Here is a 22,888-nt window from a genome sequence, read left to right as displayed (position 1 = left end):
GTCCGCAATTTTTCGCGGTGCGGGGTTTCTCCGGCGAAATGTCTGCGTGAAATGAGGATGCAAAAGCGGAAATCGCCGCTGGTTGCGGCGGCGGCCTTGTGTATATTTGTGTACACGAAACTCCAACCCATCCGAACGACCATGATGCGAACCTTGATTTTGGCATTTGCAGCGCTTGCGGGCGCCGCCTGTGCCCGCTCTTTCGATCCGCTCGAATACGTCGATCCCTTCATCGGGACCGGATTCCACGGCCACACCTATCCCGGTGCCGCAACTCCGTTCGGCATGGTGCAGCTCAGCCCCGATACGCGGGCGGACGACTGGGACGCCTGTGCGGGCTATCACTACGACGACACGACGATCGACGGATTTTCCCATACGCATCTGAGCGGAACGGGGTGCGCCGATCTGGCCGACATCCTGTTCCATCCCACCACCCGGACCGAAGTGGTGTGCGACGGCGAGTATCTGCCGCAGCCTTACGCCTTTTCGCACGACCGCGAACGGGCCTCCTGCGGTTATTATGCGGTCGAACTGCCCGAAGAGGGGCTTGCGGTCGAACTCACGGCGGCGCCCCGTACGGGCGTGCACCGCTATGCGTTCCGCGGCGCCGGGCCGCGGAGGGTGGTCATCGATCTGATGCACACGATCACCGATGAGAAAATCGACCTGCGCGAGCTGCGGCAGACGGCGCCCGACGAGATCGCGGGCATGCGGCGCACGCAGGGATGGGTCTCCGACCATTACGTTTTCTTCTCGGCCCGCTTCTCGGAGCCTTTCGCCGACGTGCAGCTGCTCGGGGACAGACAGGCCGTGCTGACGTTCGCCCCCGATCTCAAGACGCTGACCGTCGCAGTCGGACTGTCGTCCGTGAGCGCGGAAAATGCGCGCGAGAACCGGATCGCCGAGGTTCCCGAGTTGGATTTCGACGCCGTGCGCTCGCGCGCGGAGGCGTTGTGGCGCGATGCGCTCGGCGACATCGTCGTCGAGGGCGGCACCCGCGGCGAGCGGATCAATTTCTATACGGCGCAGTACCACGCCAAACTGACTCCCAATCTGATGAGCGATGTCAACGGGGAGTACCGCCGCAGCGATCGGACCATCGCCCGCGTCGCCGACGGCCGTGCGTACTATTCGACGTTCTCGCTGTGGGATACCTTCCGGGCGTGGCATCCGCTGCAAACCCTCGTCGATACGGCGCGTGTGAACGACATGATCGCCAGCCTGCTCGACATGTACGACGCGACGGGCGAACTGCCCGTCTGGCCCCTCGCCTCGGGAGAGACCGGCACGATGATCGGCTATCACGCCGTGTCGGTCATAGCCGACGCCTATCTGAAGGGCATCCGTGGCTACGACGCCGGGAAGGCGCTCGATGCGATGATCCGCTCGTCGAACATCAACAAGAAGGGTTCGGAATACTACGTGGCGCAGGGCTTCATCCCGTCGAACGTCTGCCGCGAATCGGTCTCCTGCGCCCTGGAATACGCCTATGACGACTGGGCCGTCGCCCGCATGGCCGAGGCGATGGGGCGGACCGAAACGGCCCGCGAGTACGACCGCCGGGCGCTCAACTACGTCCGTGTCTTCGACGGTGCGACCCGCTTTTTCCGGGGCCGGCAGGCCGACGGAGGCTGGTCGGAGCCTTTCGACGAATTCATGGCCGGACGCGACTATACCGAGGCTACGCCGTGGCAGTACCGCTTCTTCGCGCCGCACGACGTGAACGGTCTGGAACAGCTTTTCGGCGGCCGGGAGGCTTTCGTCCGGGAGCTGGACCGCCTCTTTACGCTCGAATCGCCGCACGAGGATGCGGGGCTGGTGGACATTACGGGCCTGATGGGGCAGTATGCCCACGGCAACGAGCCGAGCCATCACATGGCCTACCTGTACAGTTATGTCGGTCAGCCGTGGAAGACGCAGGAGCTGACGCGCCGCCTGCTCGACGAGATGTATGCCCCGACCCCGGAGGGAATCATCGGCAACGAGGACTGCGGGCAGATGTCGGCCTGGTATATCTTCTCTTCGCTGGGTTTCTATCCGGTGTGTCCGGGTTCGAACGAATTCGTGCTGACGGCGCCGCTGTTCGAAAAGGCGACCGTGCGGCTGGCCAACGGCCGCACGCTGACCGTGACGGCCGACAAGCCGCGGCGCAACCGCTATGTCGGGAGCGTGACGCTCGACGGGCAGACGATAGACAAGAATTTCATCACCTACGATCAGCTGATGGAGGGCGGAGAGCTGCATTTCGAGATGGTGCCTCAGCCCGCTTTCGACCGGGCGTCGGACCCGGCCGCACAGCCCTATTCGCTGACCCGCGGCGAGGCGGTCTCGATCCCCTATACGACGCAGTCGGTGAGTCTCTTCACCGAGCCGGTCGATGTGGCGCTGGCGACGACGACTCCGGGAGCCGAAATCCGCTATACGCTCGACGGCTCGGAGCCCGATTCGCTCTCGGCGCTTTACCGGACGCCGCTGCGGGTGGACCGTTCGCTGACGCTCTGCGCCAAAGGCTTCAAGGCGGGGGCCGCACCCAGCCAGACCCTGACGCTGCGGGCCGAGAAGGCCGTTTTCCTCTCCCCGGCGGCTGCGGCTGCGACTGTTCCGGGAGTCCGCTTCGCCTATTACGAGGGGACCTTCTCGAAGGTGGCCGACATCACTCGCGGGAAATTCGTCTCCACGGGCGTGATAGCTGCTCCTTCGATTGCCGAAGCGCCGCAGGAGGACCATTTCGGTTATGTGTTCGAGGGTCTGATCCGGATTCCCGAGCGGGGCGTCTGGGAGTTTTTCACGCGGAGCGACGACGGCAGCGTGCTGCTGATCGACGGCCGCAAAGTCGTGGACAACGACAGTTCGCACGCCGCGGTCACGGCCACCGGGCGCGTGGCCCTCGAAGCGGGGCTGCATGCCTGCGAACTGCTCTATTTCGAGGATTACGAGGGGCAGGAGCTCGAATGGGGCTGGAAAGCCCCCGGCGAGGCGGCGTTCTCGCCGATTCCCGCTGAAAATCTGTTCGTAAAATGATACGGCCATGAAGAAGTTGCTTTTTCTGCTGACGCTGACGGCTGCGGTTTCCTGCAACACCCCGCAAGAGCTGGCCGTGATGACGCTCAATATGCGCTATGACAATCCCGAAGACGGGATGAACAACTGGCGTTTCCGCCGCGAACGGATCGCCGGGCTGATCCGCTCGGAGGCGGTCGATCTGCTGGGGACGCAGGAGGTGCTTGCCAACCAGTTCGACGACTTGCAGGCCCTGCTGCCCGGTTACCGGGCGGTCGGCGTCGGCCGGGAGGACGGGGCGCGGGCGGGCGAGTTCAACGCCGTGTTTTTCCGCAGCGACCGTTTCGAACTGCTCGACTCCGGGGTGTTCTGGTTGAGCGAGGAGCCCGAGACGCCCGGTTCGAAGGGGTGGGACGGGGCCTGCGAACGACTGGCGACATGGACCGTGCTGCGCGATAAAAGCGGCCGCGAACTGCTCTTCATCAACACCCATCTCGATCATGTCGGGGAGCAGGCCCGCCGGGAGGGTGTCGCGTTGCTGCTGCGGCGCATTGAGACGCTGCGCGACGGCCGTCCGGTGATCCTTACGGGCGATTTCAACGCCGAACCCTCGTCGCCGGTCATCGCGCACGTGGTGGCCGACGGAACCCTGCGCAGCGCCTGGGACACGGCGCCCGAACGGCACGGAACGGCGTGGAGTTTCTCCGATTTCGGGCAGCTTCCGGAGGAGGAGCGTCCGTTGATCGACTATGTGTTCTGCGGCGGCGGCCTGGAGGTCCGCTCCTGCTCGATATTGCCCGACACGCTCGGCGGAGGGTACCTCTCCGACCATGCACCCGTCGAGGCCCGTTTGAAATATGTACGATAAAAAATAGACCGCTATGAAAAAGATTTTGAGAATCGGGTTGTCCGCCGCGGCGTTGTTCGTCTGCGGCGTGGCTGCCGCCCAGCCGCCCGTGCTGATCCATTCGCACAACGATTATGCCCGGCGGGTGCCCTTCTATCAGGCTTACGCCCAGCAGGTCGCCTCGATCGAGGCCGACGTGTTCCTGCAGGACGGAAAGCTGCTCGTGGGACACGAGGTCGGGGAGCTGTCGCCCGACATGACCTTCGAGGCGCTCTACGTGGAGCCTGTCGTGACGCTTTTCAAACGGAACGGCGGACGCGTCTGGAGGGATTCGGACCGGCATCTGCAACTGATGGTCGAACTCAAGTCCGAGACCGGTCCGACGCTGCGCGCCGTCGCCGAGGTGCTGGGGCGCTGGCCCGAGGTGTTCGATCCCGCGGTGAATCCCGACGCCGTGCGCGTCACCGTGACGGGGCGGGTTCCCGAGCCTGCGGATTTCGGCGATTACCCGGCTTACATCCGTTTCGACGGGGCGTGGGACGCGGAGTACACGCCCGGCCAGCTGGAGCGCGTAGCCCTGATAAGCGCCGATTTCAAACGGTTCTCCCAATGGAACGGCAAGGGCTCCATCATCCCCGCCGAGCGCGAGAAGCTCGAACGGGTCATCGACAAGGCCCATGCGTGGGACAAGCCCGTGCGCTTCTGGGGAGCTCCCGAGGGGGTGACCGTCTACTACACGTTCTACGACATGGGCATCGACTACATCAACACCGACCGTCCGGAGCTCTGCGCCGAGTTCTTCAACGATTTCGGCAACAAGAATTTCCAGATCGGCGAGCGCCGCGCGGCCTCTTCGACCGTGACGGGCACGAAGCGTCTGGACAAGGCGACCCGCGATTTCAAGGGCTTCCAGAGCGATAAGTTGCAGCTTTCGAAGGGCATCGACGTTTATACGCCGACCTACCGCAACGACGGGGGCAAGGGAAAGGTGAAGAACGTGATCTTCCTGATCGGCGACGGCATGGGGCTGTCGCAGATCGTGGCGGCCATGTTCGCCAACAAAAATCTGACGCTGATGGGGCTGAAGAACATCGGCTTGCAGCAGAACAATGCGCTGGACGCCTTTACGACCGATTCGGCCGCCGGAGGCAGCGCCCTGGCTACGGGCGAGGTGCATGCGAACCGTCATATCTCGGCGGGGGTGGACGGAACGGCCTATCCTTCGCTGAGCGACTTCTTCTACGACCGCGGCCGTGCCGTCGGCGTCGTGACGCTGGGCGACATCGCCGACGCCACGCCGACGGCGTTTTTCGGCCATTCGGTCGAGCGCGACAATTCGGACGAGCTGACCGCGTGGCTGCTGAAAGGGCGTCTGGACCTGCTCTGCGGCAGCGGCATCCGCAAATTCACGCACCGCGACGACGGCATCGACCTGGTGGGCGAGCTCTCGAAACAGTACGATTTCGTTCGTTCGGTGGACGAGCTCAACGCCGCGAAGGGCAAGGTGATCTGCATCGACGAGGAGATGGACGAAGCCGCCGAAGAGAAGAACCTCACCCTGCTGGCCGACGCCACGCGCGGGGCCATCGAGAAGCTGCGGGAGCGTAGCGGCAAGGGCTTCTTCCTGATGGTCGAGGGAGCCAAAATCGACTATGCGGGCCATTCTCGCTGCCTGCCCGGCTCCGTCATCGAAACGCTGAGCTTCGATCTTGCGGTCGCCGAGGCGCTGAAATTCGCCGATTCGAACGGCGAGACGCTCGTCGTCGTCACGGCGGACCACGAGACGGGCGGCCTGACGCTGATCGACGGCGACGAGGCTACGGGGCGGATCATGGGCGTTTACGTCTCCGACGACCACACGCCGGTCATGCTTCCCGTCTTCGCCTACGGGCCGGGTTCCGACCGTTTCCGCGGCACCTACCGCAATACGGAGATTCCGCGCAGAATCAAATCGCTTGTAAAATAGACCGGTATGAAGATCGGAAGAGATATGGCGCTCGTTTTGCTCGCCGCAGCCGCACCGGTTGCGGCCGGAGCGCAGGATTTGCGTTCGGGACCCTACCAGCTGCCCTATAAGAACACCTACGTCAAGGAGGTGTTCGTGGCCGAGAACGATTTCCGGACGATGAAACCCGAGACGATACGGCCCCGTCCGTTCGCCGAGGCCCGGAAGATTCTGCCCGCACCGATTTGGGAGGGGCATGACCGGGAGATCGAAATGTACTGGCATGCCTGGCGGATCGCCGTGGGCAACATCCGTCAGCCCCGGGAGGGTTCGGGATTCGTCTCTCCTTACCTCGACATCGCCTACAACGGCAATATTTTCATGTGGGACGCCTCGTTCATGATGATGTTCGCCCGTTACGGCTACCGCTTCTTCCCCTTCCAGCGGACGCTGGACAACTTCTATTCGCACCAGCATCCCGACGGCTTCATCTGCCGGGAGATCCGCGCCGACGGCTCCGACTGTTTCGAACGCTACGACCCCACCTCGACCGGGCCGAACCTGCTTCCGTGGACCGAGCTGATGTACTACCGCCAGTTCGGGGACATCGACCGCCTGCACAAGGTTTTCCCGGCCCTGTGCGCCTATGCCAAGTGGTGGAAGCTGAACCGGACGTGGCCCAACGAGACCTACTGGTCGAGCGGCTGGGGCACGGGCATGGACAATACGCCCCGGGTTCCGGAGGGGTACAATCAGATCTTCTCCAACGGCCACATGGAGTGGCTCGACGCCAATTTGCAACAGATGCTCGTCAACGAGTCGCTGCTCCAGATCGGATTTTACATCGAACGCTGGCAGGAGATCGAAGAGGTCGAGGACGAAAACCGCTTCCTCAAAAAGCATATCAACGACTTCATGTGGAACGACGCGGAGGGCTTCCTCTTCGACCGTTACGCCGACGGGTCGCTGGGTACGGCCAAAGGCATTTACGCCTATTGGGCGTTGCAGACCGACGTTCTCGGCAAGGAGCGTCTGGACCGTTTCGTGGCTCACTTGAGCGACTCGACGGAGTTCGACCGTCCTCACCGCGTGCCGTCGCTCTCGGCCGACCACCGCAAATACAACGCTCTGGGCCGCTACTGGCAGGGCGGCGTCTGGCCCGGGGCCAACTATATGGTGATCGACGGCCTTTGGCGCAAGGGCTACCGCGCCGAGGCGCAGCGGATCGCCGAGAACCACTACGCCGCGGTCTTCGAGGTGTGGAAGAATACGGGGACCTTCTGGGAGTATTACGCGCCGGAGAAGCTCGAACCCGGATTCATGGCCCGCAAGGATTTCGTCGGATGGACCGGACTGCCGCCCATCGCCGTCTTCATCGAGTACATCCTCGGCATCAAGTCCGACTATTCGGAGCGGCGGATCGAGTGGGACCTCACCCGGACCGAGGCGCACGGCATCGAACGCTATCCGTTCGGTCCCGACGGCGTCGTGGACCTGAGGGTCCGCGCCCGCAAATCGGCCGACGAAACGCCCGCGGTGACTGTCTCGACCAACGTGCCGTTCGAGTTGGTGGTGACGTGGGGCGACGGCCGCAGCAGCACCGTGCAGGTGGAGAAGAGCGGCAGCGTGAAGTTGAACCAATGAATTTTCAGGAGATGAACAAGTGGATTCTCTCGGCCTGCGCCCTCTTCGTCTGGGGTGCGGCCTCCGTCCGGGCGCAGCAGCCTGTGCTGCGCTTCGGCAGCGACAAAACTTTCAAGATAGCGCAGTTCACGGATATGCACCTCGACCCCTCCAAACCCCGGAGGCTTGCCGAGGCCGAAAAGACCTTTGCCCGCCTGGACCGCATTCTGGCGACGGAACGTCCCGATCTGGTCGTCTTCACGGGCGATGTGGTGACGGGGGCCCCGGCCGAAGGCATGTGGCGCCGCCTGCTCGATACGATGACTGCGCGCAGGGTGCCTTTCTGCGTGGTGCTGGGCAACCACGATTCCGAGCAGGACCTCAGCCGGCAGCAGATCGGCCGTATCGTGACCTCGTATCCCGGAAGCCTGAATACGCTCGACGCGGCCGGGGAGCTGGCGGACCGGGAGCTGGAGATTCTCGGCAGCGGCTCGCGGCGGCCCGCGTGGCTGCTCTACTGCCTCGATTCGCACTCCGAGTCGCTCTTGGAGGGGATCGACGGCTACGACTGGTTCCGGCCGGAGCAGGTCGCGTGGCTGCGCGACCGTTGTACGGCCCGCCGGACGGCCAACGGCGGCCGTGCGGTGCCTTCGCTGGCGTTCTTCCACATCGTGCTGCCGGAGTACCTCGCGGCGTGGCGCAATCCCTCGAACACGCATATCGGACGGGCCGCCGAGGCGGAGTGTCCGGGCGCGCTGAATACGGGGATGTTCGCGGCCATGATCGAGACGGGCAGCGTGGCGGGAACCTTCGTGGGGCACGACCACGACATCGACTACCTGGTGGCCGAGAAGGGCGTTTGCCTCGGTTACGGCCGTTTCTCGGGCGACAATACGACTTACAACAACCTGCGTCCGGGCGTGCGGCTGCTGCTGCTGACCGAAGGGGAGCGGGGATTCGAGACCTGGATACGCGAAGACGACGGCCGCATGGTGGATCATGCCCGTTTCGCGGAGGGTAAAATCACGGAAATAGCAGTGGAGCGATGAGAATAGGAGTGGATTTGGGTGGCACGAACGTGCGCGTCGGTCTGGTGGCCGGCGGCCGGATCGTGCGGATGATTTCCGAACCTTGCCGGGCGGATGGTTCCGAGGCGGAGGTTCTGGATCATATCGCTTCGCTCGTCGATCGGCTCATCACGCCCGATGTCGAGTGCATCGGCATCGGTGTCCCTTCGGTGGTGGATGCGGAGCGGGGAATCGTCTACGACGTGGTCGGCATTCCCTCCTGGCGGGAGGTGCATCTCAAAGAGCGTTTCGAAAAACGCTTCGGGGTGCCCGTTTCGGTCAACAACGACTGCAACTGCTTTGCGCTGGGCGTCTGCCGCTTCGGCGAGGCGCACGGATACCGCGACGTGGTTTGCATCGCGCTCGGCACGGGGGTGGGCGCCGGCGTCGTGATCGGCGGGAAACTCTACTGCGGCCGCAACACGGGCGCCGGGGAGATCGGGGGCATCCCCTATCTGGACCGCGATTACGAATACTATTGCAGCAGCCGCTTTTTCGTCGGCCGCGGCACGTCGGGCAAGGAGGCTTATGAACGGGCCCTGGCCGGCGATTCCCGGGCGCTGGAGCTGTGGCAGGAGTTCGGAACGCATATCGGGCAGCTGGTCATGCTGGCGCTCTATGCCTACGATCCGCAGGCCATCGTCTTCGGAGGGAGTATCTCCCATGCGTTCGGGTTTTTCCGCGACGCCATGTACGAACAGCTGAAACGGTTCCCCTATGCAAAGACCGTCGAGAGGTTGCATATCTGCTGCTCGGGGATCGAATATGTCGGGTTGCTGGGGGCTTCGGCCTGCGAATAGAACAACGCTATGGGAAAATTACGGATATTGCTTGTTTTGGGCGTGCTGTGCTGCGGGTGCGGCCGTGTGGTTCCGGTGGACGGCCCGGTCTCCGTGGTGCCTGCGCCGGTGAGCGTGACGCCCGCCGAAGGGGTTTTCCGACTGTCGGCATCGACGCGCGTGGTCGTCCGGTCGGCGGACGAGCGGATGTCGTTCGTGACCGATGCGCTGGACGACGTGCTGTGTCCGATTTTCGGCCGGGGGCTGACCGTGTGCCCTGCGGCCCCGGCACAGGACGGGGCGGTGAATTTCATCGGGACCGATTCGATCCCCTCGGACGGCTACTCCCTGACGATCGCGCCCGACCGGATCGAGGTACTTTCCGGAGGTCCCGAGGGGGCTTTCTATGCCGTGCAGACCCTGCGCCAGCTGCTGCCCGCGGCGGCATTCGGGGCGGGACGGGTGAAGGCTGTCGAACTGCCGGCCGTGGTCGTCGAGGACTATCCGGGGATGGGTTACCGCGGGATGATGCTCGATGTCGCGCGGCATTTCTTTACGGTGGAGGAGGTGAAGCGCGTGCTGGACCTGCTCGCTCTGCACAAGATGAATGTTTTCCACTGGCATTTGACCGATGATCAGGGTTGGCGGATCGAGATCGTGAAATATCCCGAACTTACGCGCATCGGTTCGGTGCGCGCCCGCACGCTGATCGGCAAGGACCCGGGCGGCGAGTACGACGAGACCTGCCGCTATGACGAGACGCCTCACGGAGGGTTCTACACGCAGGACGAGATCCGCGATGTGGTCGAATACGCCGCCCGCCGCTTCATCACGGTCATTCCCGAGATCGAGTTTCCGGGACACGCCGTGGCCGCGCTGGCCTCCTACCCGTGGCTGAGCTGCACCGGGGAGCAGTACGAGGTGCGCCAGACGTGGGACATCGACGACCGTGTCTTCTGCATCGGACGCGATTCGACCTTCCGTTTCATCGAAGGGGTGCTGGAAGAGGTCGTCGCTCTTTTTCCGTCGGCTTATATACATATAGGAGGCGACGAATGCCCGACCGACCGCTGGGAGCGGTGTCCCCGGTGCCGGGAACGGATGCGCGCCGAGGGGCTGTCCCGCCCGCGCCAGTTGCAGGGCTATGCCACCACGCGCATCGAGCGTTTTTTGAGGAGTCACGGCCGGCGGCTGATCGGCTGGGACGAGATTCTCGACAGCGGCGTTTCGCAGACGGCGGTCGTCATGTCCTGGCGCGGCACCGAGGGCGGCATCCGTGCGGCGCGTCGGGGGAACGAGGTCGTCATGGCGCCCACGACCCACTGTTATTTCGACTATTACCAGACCGCCGACACCGCCGGAGAGCCGCTGGCATGGGGCGGCTGCCTGCCGCTCGACAAGGTCTATGCCCTGAATCCCTGCGAGGGGCTCGATTCCGTGCAGCGGGCGTCGGTCCTCGGCGTGCAGGCGAATCTGTGGACCGAGTATATCCCCGATTTCGCGCAGGCGCAGTACATGCTGCTGCCGCGTCTGGGTGCGCTCGCCGAGGTGGGCTGGGCGCCCGACCGGAAGGACTATGCGGAGTTTCTGCCGCGGCTGAGACGCCTGACGCGCCTCTACGACGCCTGCGGATATGTTTACGCGCCGCATCCGCTGGCGGATTAGGCCGCCGGAGCCCGTCTGAAAACCGGGGAGGACGAAAAGTCCTCCCCGGTTTTTTCGTCCTCTCAATTGTGCGGAATGTGAGGACTTAAATACGTAAAATTCGCCCGTTCCGACTGTTAAGATGGATAATTTTGAATATTGAAAAAGTGAGAATATTACAAATGCGTTACGGTGTCGGGTATTTATTAAATAATTTAATAAATTATTCTCTGTCGCTGCTTACAACCAGATATCTTAATTATTAACCTTAACTTTATGGAAATGAATTTGACTTTTACGGGGAAGAGACGGAGGATCGTCCGTTTTCTTCTGATGAGCCTGCTGAGTTGCATGCTCATTCTTCCGGCCCAGGCTCAGGACCGTGTCACGGTTTCGGGCCGCCTGACCGATACCGGTCAAAATCCGCTTATCGGCGCTTCGGTCATAGAGCGCGGCACGACCAACGGTGTTACGACCGATGTGGACGGCCGCTACCAGATCTCCGTGGCCAAGAACGCCACGCTGGATTTCTCGTTCGTAGGCTATAAAACGCAGAGCGTTGCGGTGGCGAACCGCACGCAGATCGACGTTACGCTGGAGGAGGATGCCATGATGATCGGCGAGGTGGTCGCCATCGGTTACGGCTCCCAGCGCAAGGAGGACCTTTCGATGGCCGTTACGACGGTCAAGGTGGACGAGGGGGCGCGCAGCCGCGCCGCAGACCTCGGAACCCTGCTCCAGGGCCGCATGCCGGGCGTGACGATCCTGCAATCGGGCGGCGACCCGATGCGCAAGGCGTCGTTCTCCATCCGCGGACGCGGCTCGAAAGGCAACGATGACGATCCGACCTCGGGCGACGGCGTGCTGGTCGTCGTGGACGGCGTTCCCAACGCTCCCTACTCGGTCGAGGACGTAGAGACGGTGACGGTCCTGAAGGATGCGGCATCGGCGGCCATTTACGGTGCGTCGGTCGGATCGAGCGGCGTCATCCTGATCACCACCCGGAAGGCCGAGGCGGGCAAGATGCGCGTGAACGTGAATGCCGCGATCGGTGTCCAGAAGGCGATGAATCTGCCGAACATGCTCAATGCCCGGCAATACTGCGACGTATGGGCCAAGGCCGTCGGCAATTCGGTGAACGGATCGCTGCCCAACCTGGCCAATCCGGAGGTGTACGCCGGTGCGGACGTGACCCGTACCGACTGGCTCGACGAGATTTTCCGGACGGGCATGACGCAGCACTACGGCATCTCGCTCAGCGGCGGAACGGAGAAGATTTCGTCGATTCTTTCGGTGACCTACGACAAGAAGGAGGGTACGATCATGAATACCTGGAGCGAATCGCTGGGCGCAAAACTCCATACGGACCTCCGGCCGACCAAATGGCTGAAGGTTTCGGAGCATGTTTCGTTCGAATACCTGGACGGACAGGGCAAAGTCAACCGCTCCCATACCGGACCTATTCTGGGCGCCATGTGGTTCCCCTCGTCGGCTTCGGTGTATGACCGCGACGCCGAGGGCAATATCATCTACGACGACAAGGGCAAACCCAAATACGGCGGCATCGCTTCGTCGGCCGATATGGCAGCGGGCGTCACCGGCCCCAACGTCGTGAATCCCGTCGCCCAGCTCGAAACGATGCACAGCCGCGCTCCGGAGATGCGGTTCTTCTCGACGACCTCGTTCGAGGTGAAGCCCGTGCGGGGACTGACCCTCAAATCGGATTTCACGGCCGATCTCGACGTTCTCGAAACGGATGCCTTCCAGCCGGTCATCGACGTTCCGGGCGGCTCCACCACGACGCTCCGCGAGCAGGAGCACACCCGCACGTTCCACTATCTGTGGGAGACGACGGCCACCTATGCCGAGGTCTTCGGCAAGCACCACATCTCGGCCATGGCGGGCTTTACGACCGACTACAAGAAACTGCGCCTGTACGACTTCCGGACGCAGAACTATCCCAGCGACACGTGGGACAAATACCAGAACCTTTGGCAGAACGGATCGTGGTACCGCGACCCGACGGAGAACTACTACGAGTATGCCATGGTGTCGTTCCTCGCCCGTCTGGGCTATTCGTTCGACGACCGTTATTTCCTGACGGCCAGCATTCGCCGCGACGCCTCGTCGAAGCTGCCCTCCTCGAAGAACTACGACTGGTTCCCGGCCGTTTCCGGTGCCTGGAAACTCTCCTCGGAGAAGTTCTTCGCCAATTCGTCGCTCGCCGGTGTCTTCGATCTGATCAAGATCCGCGCCGGCTGGGGTATGGTGGGTAACGTGGACCTCTACCCGAACACCTCTTCGGTCGATGTGCCGCTCTCCATCTATCCCGACGGTTCGCTCATCGGCGGCAACACCGTCTACGGAAGCTATTACGACACCATCGCCAATCCCGGCGCCACGTGGGAGACGACCGTGCAGACCAGCGCCGGTATCGACCTGACGCTTCTGAAAAACACGCTGGACATCTCCGTCGATTATTACGACAAGGAGACGCGCGACCTGGTGGACTACGTGCCTACGCCCCCGCAGATGGGCGTCACCACCTCGCCGATGGGCAATATGGGCCGTGTGACCAACAAAGGCTGGGAGTTCTCGGTGGCCTATCGCAATACGGCGGCGCAGGGCAAGCTCAATTATAGCGTCTGGGGCAACTTCTCGACCAACAAGAGCAACGTGGAAGAGTACGGTTCGCAGCCGCTCGTGCGACACGAAAATCCCAACATCAACAGCCAGTCGATTCTCTATTCGGGCGTCGGACATCCGTGGTACTCCTATTACATCTATCGCACCGACGGCATCTTCCGTTCGCAGGAGGAGATCGACCGCTACGTCAGCAAGAACGCCGAGACGGGCGAGGTCATGCAGGTGCAGCCCAACGCCAAGGTGGGCGACCTGAAGTTCATCGACACGAACGGCGACGGTGTCATCACGGACGCCGACAAGGTGCTGACGGGCTGCTATACGCCCAAGCAGACCTTCTCGTTCGGGGCTTCGCTGGATTGGAAAGGCTTCGACTTCAGCTTCATGTTCCAGGGCGTTGCCGGCAACTACATCTACAACGGCACCAAGCAGATGGGCATGAACGGTCATGGAGGCGATTTCGGCAATCTGATCGAGGACGTTTTCGATACGTGGGACTTCAATCCTTCGGGCAGCAAATATCCGCGTCTGGGCCTTGCCGAAGACAATAACGGCAACTACACCAAATTCTCGGATGCCTTCCTCGAAAAGGGCGACTACCTGCGTTTGAAGAATATCACCCTGGGCTATACGCTGCCCAAGCACATCGCCCGCCATATCGGTCTGACGAACGGTTCGCTGCGCGTCTATGTCAGCATCGACAACGTTGCGACGATCACCGGTTATTCGGGCATCGACCCCGAGGTGGGCAACTACGGTCTCGATGCCGGCATCTATCCGTCGTCGCGTTTCTTCAACTTCGGTGTAAACCTCAACTTCTAAACTTTAAGGACCATGAAAAAAATCATATTCAGCATTTGCCTGGTCGTCGGCGTTCTCGCCATGTCGGGGTGTGCCGATTTCCTCGAGCGGGAATCCTACGGTAAAGACGAGACCTGGAAGACGCAGGAGGACGTTATGCAGGCCATATACGGGCTCTACCATTTCGTCTCGCCCTATTGGAGCGAAGAGATCTGCGGCCGCGGCCACATGTGGTTGGAGTGTGCCAGCGACAACATTCTGATCGGCCGCGACCGTGCGTCGGTGGACGAAATCCGCGAATTCCGCATGTCCCCGTCGAACAGCAACGACGTGTCGCGCGTCTGGGAGGTGATGTACCAGAACGTAGCCAAGGCCAACAATATCATCAAACTCGTCCCCGACATGAACCTCGACGGGTCGTTCAAGAACCAGGCGTTGGGAACGGCGCTCTTCTTCCGTGGATTCTCGATGCTGTGGATGGTGCCCTACTACGGTGACGACACCAACGGCGGCATTCCGATCATCACGGACAAGACGCCGACCGCCGAGATCGACTCTCCGCGTCCGTCGCACGTGCTTCAGAACTACGACCAGATCATCGAGGATTTCCGTGCGGCCGGCGAGATCCTGCCTTACTATTCGCAACTTCCGGCAGATCAGATCGGTCTTCCGCACAAGGCTGCGGCCTGGGCCTATGCCGCCCGTGCGGCGCTTTACGCCTCGATGTACGACGCGAAGTACTACGATGTCGTGATCGAGATGTGCGACAAGGTGATGAACATGACCGGGGCCGACAAGCGGTCGCTCTACGTCGATTCGTCGGACAAGTCCAAGTCGTTCGCCAACCTCTGGCGCAAGGAGCAGAACCACTCTTCGGAGTACATCTTCTCCCTGGAGGGCAGCAATACCAACGGCGCCCGTTATCACGGCGTATCGTTCGTCAATGCCGGCTGGGGCCTTTACAATACGTGGGGCTATTATACGCCGAGTCTGGAGCTCTACAAAGCCTTCGAGGAGGGCGATACGCGCCGCGATGCGACGATCCTCTCGCCGGGCCAGCACATTCAGTTCATGGGGCGGGATATTCTTTTCGCCGGCTACTCGCCCGACGGTTCCGTCACGTCGATATCCAGCAGAACCACGGCTCACGTCTCTGCGGGAATGGTCCTGCGCAAGTTCATGTCTCCGTGGGAGACGGGCAGTTACAGCGAGGTTTCCAATCTGCGTGACAAGCTCTGGAATTCGCTCAACTGCTGCCTGATGCGTTATGCCGACGTGATGCTGATGAAGGCCGAGGCGCTGATCTGGACCAAGGGCGAAGGCGACGGCGAGGCCAAGGAGCTGCTCAACGACATCCGCGAGCGTGCCGGTCTGCCCCGCAACAGCCAGGCCACCAAGGCCCAGTTGCAGAACGAGCGCCGCTGTGAACTCGCCTTCGAATTCCAGCCCAGCCGTTTCGTGGACGTGATCCGCTGGGGGCTGGCTCCGACGCTGCTTACGACGCCGCTGCACAGTGTCATTTCGAAGGGGCAGGACGGTCAGATCGTCACCGAAGAGGTCGAAGTCTATCCGGCCCGGACGTACAATCCCACCTACAACAAGGTGTTCCCCATTCCGGAGCGGGCATTCACCGGTACGGAGAACCTGACACAGAACAAAGGGTATTAACCGACGCAAATTCGATATAAGCATATGAAAATTTATAGATATATATTGGGAGCGCTCCTGCTGTCGGGGCTGGCTCTCCCGCTGACGAATGTACGGGCGCAGGATGTTCAGCTCAAATGCCTGGAGTGGAATGTCAAGGCCCTGGAGTTCTACAACAACAGCAACGTGAGCAAGGACATCAGCCGTTTCGTCACCCTGATTCAGGAACAGCAGGCGGAAATCATCTTCTTCAACGAGTTCGAGACCCTCTCCGGTGCGATGTTCCTCAAGGAGAAGGCGAACGAGTTCGCCAAAGAGCTCGGGATGTACTCGTTCTTCATCCACTCCTACAATAAGAGAGGCAACGACGGCTACTACGGCAATGTGATTCTGTCGAAATATCCGATCGTGAATACGGGCCGCGTGCTGCTCGGCATGTATGAGGGCGCCGACCAGCGTTCGGCGGGCTGGGCCGATGTGCTGGTTCCGACCGATTCGCATCCCGAGGGCGTGAAGGTGCGCATCGTCTGCACCCACCTCGATGCTTTCGGCGGCAACGTGACCTGCCTCGAACAGGCCAAGGAGGTGCTTGAGTATGCCATACAGCCGGCCGTGGACGAAGGCATTCCCGTACTGCTGGCGGGCGATATGAACTGCGGTCCTTCCTCCACTGCAATTGCGGAATATGTGAAATCGGGAGACCGGCTCTGCAACAACGACGGGACTTACGAACGAAGCAGCAAACTCGACTATCTGATCGGCTTCCCGAAGCAGAAATGGACCTGCTCGGACTATCAGGTAATCCGTACCGCCGAGGCGGACGCGCTTTCCGACCACAGCCCCATTACCGGCACGGCGGTGCTGAAAAATTAGATCTGTAGACTCGAAGTAAATCAAAGCGATGAAAAACATGAAAACATACATTTCGATTTTCCTGTCCTTTGCGATGGCGGCTCCGCTCCTTACGGGCTGCGACAACGGGCTGGACGAATATCCTTCGGACGCTCCGATTCCGGCTCCGTCGGATAAGTTTACGACCGACGTGCAATTCGTCTCTTCGCTGAGCGACGCTTCGCTCGGAACGGGCTATGTCGATTACCTGAATGCGCTCGACGACAAAAATACGTGGATGACGATTATCGACCGCGTGGACGACGGCAATCAGGCTGCCGTTATGAAAGCCGCATGGGATACGGAGCGCTGGATGACTTTCGCCTTTAACAAAATGGCCAATAAGAAGGCGGAGGGCAGTATGCTCTATCTGGGTCCCTGGGGGACGCTGAACACCTATATCACCGGTGCGACCGGGGTTCCTTCGGGCAGCGGCTGTTATGTGACCGAGGTGAAGACCCTGCTGGCCGGCGTTCGTTCCGACAAGGACGAGGACGGCGTGGTGACCGCTACGAAGGACGTGTCGTTCGATGTCAGCTTCCTGACGGCGCGTTTCGAGACGGCGGATCAGATCGCGGCTTTCGGCGGCAGGAACGGCATACTGCGTTCGTGCTACGACCGGACCATGTCGCTGCTGATGATCGGAACTGTCAAGAACGATCTTTTCGCACAGCTGGAGTCGGCCGCAAAGTCGGCTGCCGGAAGCTATGACTTCAAAGTCATCAATGTGGCTGCCGGATCGCAGTATACGATTTTTATGTTGACGGAGGAGCGTTTCTGGGGCCTCAACGGCGTCGAAACGAAGTCGTTGTCCAACGGCGTCTCGGCTTACGATATCAGCGTTATGTGGTAATCGGCTTCGAGGGGCGCGGCCGTTGTGCCCAGCCTCTCGGTTCCGGTGTTGAAATGAAAAAGAGGATGTCTAACTCCAAGTTAGACATCCTCTTTTTGTTTCGCCGGGCGCGGAACCGGCTCGGAAGCCCGATGACCCGGCATCGCCCTCTGAATCCCGCCTCTTAGGCGGGCTCTTAGGCGGGCGGGGCGCAGTATAGGGTCAGAGCCTCACCGGCTTTCCGTTGCCCCCTAAATCCCGCCTCTTAGGCGGGTTACCAGATGATTACTCGTTCTTCCTCGGGCATGAACATCGCACCGTCGGTGATCGAGAATGCGTCGTAGAAGTCTTGCAGGTTGCGCAGCGAGGCGTTCACGCGCCATTTGCCCAGCGAGTGTACGTCGAGCTTCGTCAGACGGGCGATCTCCTCGTCACGGATGTTCTGGGCCCACAGCGTGGCATACCCCAGGTAGAACCGTTGTTCGGGGGTGAATCCGTCGATCGGGGCGGGTTCAGCCTTGCCTTCGAGCGAGTTGCGATAGGCCGTGCGGGCTACGCGCAGACCGCCCTGATCGGCGATGTTCTCGCCCAGACAGAGGGCGCCGTTGGCGAAGACCGCAGGTTGGTCACCCTTGGCCGGAAGCACTTCAATCGCGTCGAATTGCTTGACCAGAATCTCCGTCTTGGCCTTGAATGCGGCGGCATCGGCGTCGGTCCACCAGTTGTTCATGTTGCCGTCCTTGTCGAAGTTGCGGCCCTGATCGTCGAATCCGTGGGTCATCTCGTGGCCGATCACCACGCCGATGGCTCCGTAGTTCACGGCATCGTCGGCATCGGGATTGTAGAACGGCGGTTGCAGAATGGCGGCCGGGAAGCAGATTTCATTGGTCGTGGGGCTGTAATAGGCGTTGACCGTCTGCGGGGTCATGTGCCATTCGTCCTTGTCCACGGGTTTGCCCAGCTCGGCGATGTTGTCGGCCGTGTACCACTTGTTGGCCTCGACGATGTTCTCCCAGTAGCTCTTCGAGGGGTCGATCGCAAGCGTCGTGTAATCCTTCCACTTGTCGGGATAGCCGATCTTCACGGTGAAGGCCGCGAGTTTCTCCTGCGCCTTGGCCTTCGTGGCATCGGACATCCAGTCGAGCCCGGCGATGTGCTGCGAAAGCGCCGTTTGCAGATTCCTGACCATCTCCAGCATGCGGGCCTTGTCCTTTTCGGGGAAGTACTTGGCCACGTACATCTCGCCGACGGCTTCGCCGAGGGTGCTGTTGGGCACCGACATCGCACGCTTCCAGCGGGGTTTCTGCTCCTGCTTGCCCGACATGGCGCGTCCGTAGAAGTCGAACGAGGCGTCGATGAAGTCGTCGCTCAGGTAGCCGGCTGCCGCGTCGATGTACTGGGCGGCCAGGTAGTAGCGGATGTCGTCCAGCGGGGCGTTCTTCATCAGTTCGTTGGCGTTGGCCAGCGCCGAGGGGGTCGTCACGATGATCCGTTCGAAATCACCGATACCCATCGTCTTGTAGTACTCGGCCCAGTCGATGGCGTCGTAAGTCTTTTCGAAGTCGGCCTTGGACGTGGGGTTGTACATGGCGGGGATGTTGCGCAGTTCGACGCTCGACCAGTTCTTCTCGGCGAGCTTCGTCTCGATCGACATCACGCCGGCGACGGCCTTCTCGATGTCGGCCTCCGGAACGCCTGCCAGCCGGAAGATCTTGCCCAGATACTCCTTGTAGGCGGTGCGGATCGACTCGTTTTCGGCGTCGAGGTAGTAGTCGCGGTCGCCCATCATCAGCTCGGGCTGCGAAGCGTAGAGGGCGTTGATGTCGCTGTTCATCAGGTCGGACTGCACGCCTATGCCGAAGAACGGATTGGCGATCGAGGTGTGGAGCCTGGCGATGGCGGCGGTCAGCTGCGGGCGGTCGCCGATGGCGAGAATCTCCTCCACGGCGGCCTTGATCGGCGCGGCGCCTTCGGCGTTCAGACGCACCGAGTCGAGGCCCATCTTGTAGAGGTCGGAGATCTTCTGCTCGACGGTGCCCGGGGCGGCCGTCGTCTTGGCCATCTCGGCGAAGAGCTCGTTGATGCGCGTTTCGTTGTTGTCGCGCAGGATGTCGAACGATCCGTAGCGCGCGTATTCGGGTTTCAGGGGGTTGTTTTTCTGCCAGCCGCCTGTGGCGTACTCGTAGAAATCGGCGTTGGGGGCTATCGAAAGGTCGAAGTTGGCCATGTCGATCGCCGGGGTCTTCGGGGTATTCTGGCAGGCTGTCATACAGGCTATCGTTGCTGCGAAAAGAACGTTTTCGATAAGCCGAGAGCAGTGCCGCGCTTGCGCAGGCAATGCCGAGGCGAGAAAAGGTGCGTGAAAACGAATGATTTTTTTCATATTGTTCGGGTTTTTAAGGAACGGGGACCTCCGGACAAACCGGAAGCCCCCGTTCGGATCGTTGTTTCGCGGGATGTCCGGTCTATTCGCGGATAGCCGCAACGCCGGGGAGGTCGCCGAACTCGATGTATTCGAGCAGCGCGCCGCCGCCCGTCGAGATGTACGATACCTGGTCGGCCAGACCGAACTTGTTGATGCAGGCCACCGAGTCGCCGCCGCCGATGAGCGAGTAGGCGCCCTTCTTGGTGGCCTCGGCGATGGCCAGCGCCACCTCTTTCGAGCCGGTTGCGAACTTGTCGATTTCGAACACGCCCACGGGACCGTTCCAGAGGATGGTCTTGCAGCTCAGGATGTGGTCGCGGAAGAGCTTCTTGCCCTTCGAACCGATGTCCAGACCCTCCCAGCCGTCGGGAATGTCGTTGGCCGGGGCCTCCTTGGTGTTGGCATCCTCCGAGAATGCGTCGGCGACCAGTGCGTCGGGCGACATCACCAACTCTACGCCCTTCTTCTTGGCCAGTTCGAGGATTTCGAGCGCTACGGAGAACATGTCGGGCTCGCAGATCGAGTCGCCGACCTTGCCGCCCTGTGCGGCTGCGAAGGTGTAGGTCATGCCGCCGCCGATGACGATCGAATCGACCTTCTCGATCAGGGCCTTGATGACGCCGATTTTCGACGACACCTTCGAACCGCCGATGATGGCGCAGAACGGATGCGCCGGGGCCTCCATCAGCGAGGAGATGGCCTTCACCTCCTTCTCCATCAGGTAGCCGAACATCTTGTCGTTGGGGAACTTCTTGGCGATCAAGTAGGTCGAGGCGTGCTTGCGGTGGGCCGTGCCGAATGCGTCGTTGATGTAGCAGTCGGCGTACGAAGCGAGCTTCTGGACGAACTCCTTCTGCGGACCCTCTTTCAGGGCCTTCTTGGCGGCGTCCTTCTCCTCCTTGGTGGCGTCCTCGGCCAGGCCGCGGGGCTTGCCCTCCTCCTCGGCGTAGAAACGCAGGTTTTCCAGCAGCATGACCTGTCCGGGCTTGAGGGCCTTGGCCATTTCGGCGGCCTTCTCGCCGATGCAGTCGCCGGCGAACTCGACCTTCACGCCGAGGTTCTTCTCGACGGCGGGAACGATCTGTTCGAGCGAATATTTGGGATCGGGATTCTTCTTGGGGCGTCCCATGTGCGACATCAGGATCACCGAGCCGCCGCCGGCGAGCACCTTCTTGACGGTGGGCATGGCGGCGCGGATGCGCGTGTCGTCGGTCACTTCGCCCTTCTCGTTGAGGGGCACGTTGAAATCCACGCGGATGATCGCGCGTTTGCCTTTGAAATCGTAGTTGTCGATCGAGATCATAGCTGTTTGATTTTTAAGTATTTTGTTGAAATGATTTTCGGTAAGTCCTAATCCGGGACAAATTTATGAAAATTTTCAGTAAATCTGTTATTTCGCTAACGGAAAAAACTCAATACTTATACCGAATCCATTTGAACAGCTCTTTGAGCGACGGTTTTTTGCCGTACATGAAGATGCCCACGCGGTAGATCTTCGACGCCACCCACACCATGCCCACGAACGATCCGTAGAGCAGCACGAGCGAGAGGACGATCTCCCACAGCGGGATGTCGTAGGGGATGCGGGCCATCATGACGATCGGCGAGGTGAAGGGGATGATCGAGAACCAGAAGGCCATCTGCGAGTTGGGGTCGCGGATCACGACGAACATCATCAGCAGGGCCAGGATGATCGGCAGCGTGATGGGCATCTGCAACTGCGAGGCGTCCTGCACGTTGTCCACGGCCGAACCCACGGCGGCGAACATCGCCGAGTAGAGCAGATAGCCGCCGAAGACGAACAGCAGCAGGCTGACGAAGATCTTGACGATATAGCCCAGGTCGGTCATGGCGGCCACGGCCTGGAGCATCTCGGGATTCATGTCGGTCATCGCGGCCGCGTCGGGCATGCCCTGCTGCATGGCCTGGGCGCCCGCCATGACCTCTTCGGGCATCAGGTGGGGCATTACGAGGGCTCCGACGCCGACGATCAGCACGCCCCAGATCAGCACCTGCACGACGGCCACCGAGGCCACGCCGAGGATTTTGCCCATCATCAGGTCGAAGGGGCGGACCGACGAAACCATCACCTCCAGCACGCGGTTGTTCTTCTCCTCGATCACCGACTGCATGACCATCGCGCCGTAGATCAGCAGGAACATGTAGAGGATGAATCCCAGGACATACCCCAGGCCCGTGGCCACGGCCGACGACTGCGCCTGGGTGTCCTCCTCCTGCGACTTGTCGTTGCGGAAGGTCTGCATGACGACCTTGGTTTCGACCTGTTCGAGAATCTGCGAGAGGTTTTCGATGTTGTAGGCTTTGAGTTTCTCGGTTTCGAGAATGCGCTCGATCTGCCCTGTGATGTTGCTTTCGAGGGCGAGCGACGACGACGAATTGGCGTAGAGCCGGACGTTGTTGGAGTTTTCCAGAATGTCGCCGCCGATCCAGAGCACGCCGAATTTTTCGGTCAGCTCCCTGCGGGCCTCTTCGGTCGGGAGTTCCGTGGTCTCGAAGCGGATCTCCTCGTCGCTTTCGAGCTTCGGGGCTATCAGGCCGCTTTCGTCGATGACGGCGATGACCTTCTCGTCGCCCCGCGAAAACTGCATGATGAGCGCCGGGGCGGCCATCAGGGCGATCATCAGCACGGGCATCAGCAGCGTGGTGATGATAAAGGATTTTTTGCGTACGCGTTCGTTGAACTCGCGCTGGATGATGATGGATATGTTGGACATGGCTTT

General features: G+C 61.2%; 14 protein-coding genes. 11 read left to right on the top strand and 3 right to left on the bottom strand.

The features are described from left to right. The first annotated feature begins 141 nt into the window (after positions 1 to 141). The 11 genes from WMO46_RS10565 to WMO46_RS10515 all read left to right on the top strand — a co-directional run bounded on the left by WMO46_RS10565 (position 142) and on the right by WMO46_RS10515 (position 17,743). On the top strand, positions 142 to 3,024 hold the full coding sequence (locus tag WMO46_RS10565) for a GH92 family glycosyl hydrolase (RefSeq protein WP_349094316.1): 2,883 nt from the start codon (positions 142 to 144) through the stop codon (positions 3,022 to 3,024). 7 nt (positions 3,025 to 3,031) lie between these two features. Beyond that, on the top strand, positions 3,032 to 3,871 hold the full coding sequence (locus WMO46_RS10560; RefSeq protein ID WP_129651089.1) for an endonuclease/exonuclease/phosphatase family protein: 840 nt from the start codon (positions 3,032 to 3,034) through the stop codon (positions 3,869 to 3,871). Between the two features lie 13 nt (positions 3,872 to 3,884). Then, positions 3,885 to 5,816 carry an alkaline phosphatase gene (locus WMO46_RS10555; RefSeq protein ID WP_278964322.1) on the top strand — a complete coding sequence of 644 codons (1,932 nt, stop codon included), beginning with the start codon at positions 3,885 to 3,887 and terminating at the stop codon, positions 5,814 to 5,816. Between the two features lie 6 nt (positions 5,817 to 5,822). Beyond that, positions 5,823 to 7,439, top strand: coding sequence for an MGH1-like glycoside hydrolase domain-containing protein (locus WMO46_RS10550; protein WP_349094315.1), 1,617 nt, complete (start codon positions 5,823 to 5,825; stop codon positions 7,437 to 7,439). A gap of 11 nt (positions 7,440 to 7,450) precedes the next feature. Next, positions 7,451 to 8,467: a metallophosphoesterase family protein gene (locus WMO46_RS10545; protein WP_349094314.1), complete on the top strand. Its 1,017-nt coding sequence runs from the start codon at positions 7,451 to 7,453 to the stop codon at positions 8,465 to 8,467. Next, a complete protein-coding gene (locus tag WMO46_RS10540; protein WP_019151884.1) occupies positions 8,464 to 9,285 on the top strand; it encodes an ROK family protein in 822 nt (273 codons plus the stop codon). Before WMO46_RS10545 ends, WMO46_RS10540 begins: the two co-directional genes overlap by 4 nt. 9 nt (positions 9,286 to 9,294) lie before the next feature. Beyond that, a complete protein-coding gene (locus tag WMO46_RS10535; RefSeq protein WP_349094313.1) occupies positions 9,295 to 10,929 on the top strand; it encodes a beta-N-acetylhexosaminidase in 1,635 nt (544 codons plus the stop codon). A 255-nt stretch (positions 10,930 to 11,184) separates the two neighbouring features. Beyond that, positions 11,185 to 14,373, top strand: a complete 3,189-nt coding sequence (locus WMO46_RS10530; protein ID WP_026076756.1) for a SusC/RagA family TonB-linked outer membrane protein — start codon at positions 11,185 to 11,187, stop codon at positions 14,371 to 14,373. A 12-nt stretch (positions 14,374 to 14,385) separates the two neighbouring features. Next, the gene (locus WMO46_RS10525; RefSeq protein ID WP_276714141.1) at positions 14,386 to 16,020 is read left to right on the top strand and encodes a RagB/SusD family nutrient uptake outer membrane protein; all 1,635 of its coding nucleotides are present in this window, start codon (positions 14,386 to 14,388) and stop codon (positions 16,018 to 16,020) included. Between the two features lie 24 nt (positions 16,021 to 16,044). Further along, positions 16,045 to 16,872 carry an endonuclease/exonuclease/phosphatase family protein gene (locus tag WMO46_RS10520; RefSeq protein ID WP_302588901.1) on the top strand — a complete coding sequence of 276 codons (828 nt, stop codon included), beginning with the start codon at positions 16,045 to 16,047 and terminating at the stop codon, positions 16,870 to 16,872. Positions 16,873 to 16,909: 37 nt separating this feature from the next. Continuing rightward, positions 16,910 to 17,743, top strand: a complete 834-nt coding sequence (locus WMO46_RS10515) for a hypothetical protein (protein ID WP_302588899.1) — start codon at positions 16,910 to 16,912, stop codon at positions 17,741 to 17,743. Between the two features lie 253 nt (positions 17,744 to 17,996). Here the strand turns inward: WMO46_RS10515 and WMO46_RS10510 are convergent, their stop codons facing one another. The 3 genes from WMO46_RS10510 to WMO46_RS10500 form a co-directional block, all read right to left on the bottom strand. Beyond that, on the bottom strand, positions 17,997 to 19,991 hold the full coding sequence (locus WMO46_RS10510) for a M13 family metallopeptidase (RefSeq protein WP_349094312.1): 1,995 nt from the start codon (positions 19,989 to 19,991) through the stop codon (positions 17,997 to 17,999). 196 nt (positions 19,992 to 20,187) lie between these two features. Further along, positions 20,188 to 21,450, bottom strand: coding sequence for a phosphoglycerate kinase (locus tag WMO46_RS10505; RefSeq protein WP_349094311.1), 1,263 nt, complete (start codon positions 21,448 to 21,450; stop codon positions 20,188 to 20,190). Positions 21,451 to 21,559: 109 nt separating this feature from the next. Beyond that, on the bottom strand, positions 21,560 to 22,882 hold the full coding sequence (locus tag WMO46_RS10500) for an ABC transporter permease (RefSeq protein ID WP_276762306.1): 1,323 nt from the start codon (positions 22,880 to 22,882) through the stop codon (positions 21,560 to 21,562). Positions 22,883 to 22,888: the final 6 nt, after the last annotated feature.

Source organism: Alistipes intestinihominis (assembly GCF_040095975.1).
Lineage (GTDB): Bacteria > Bacteroidota > Bacteroidia > Bacteroidales > Rikenellaceae > Alistipes > Alistipes senegalensis.
The sequence above is the reverse complement of the archived record's forward strand: the minus strand, read 5'-3'. Positions and strand labels throughout refer to the sequence as shown.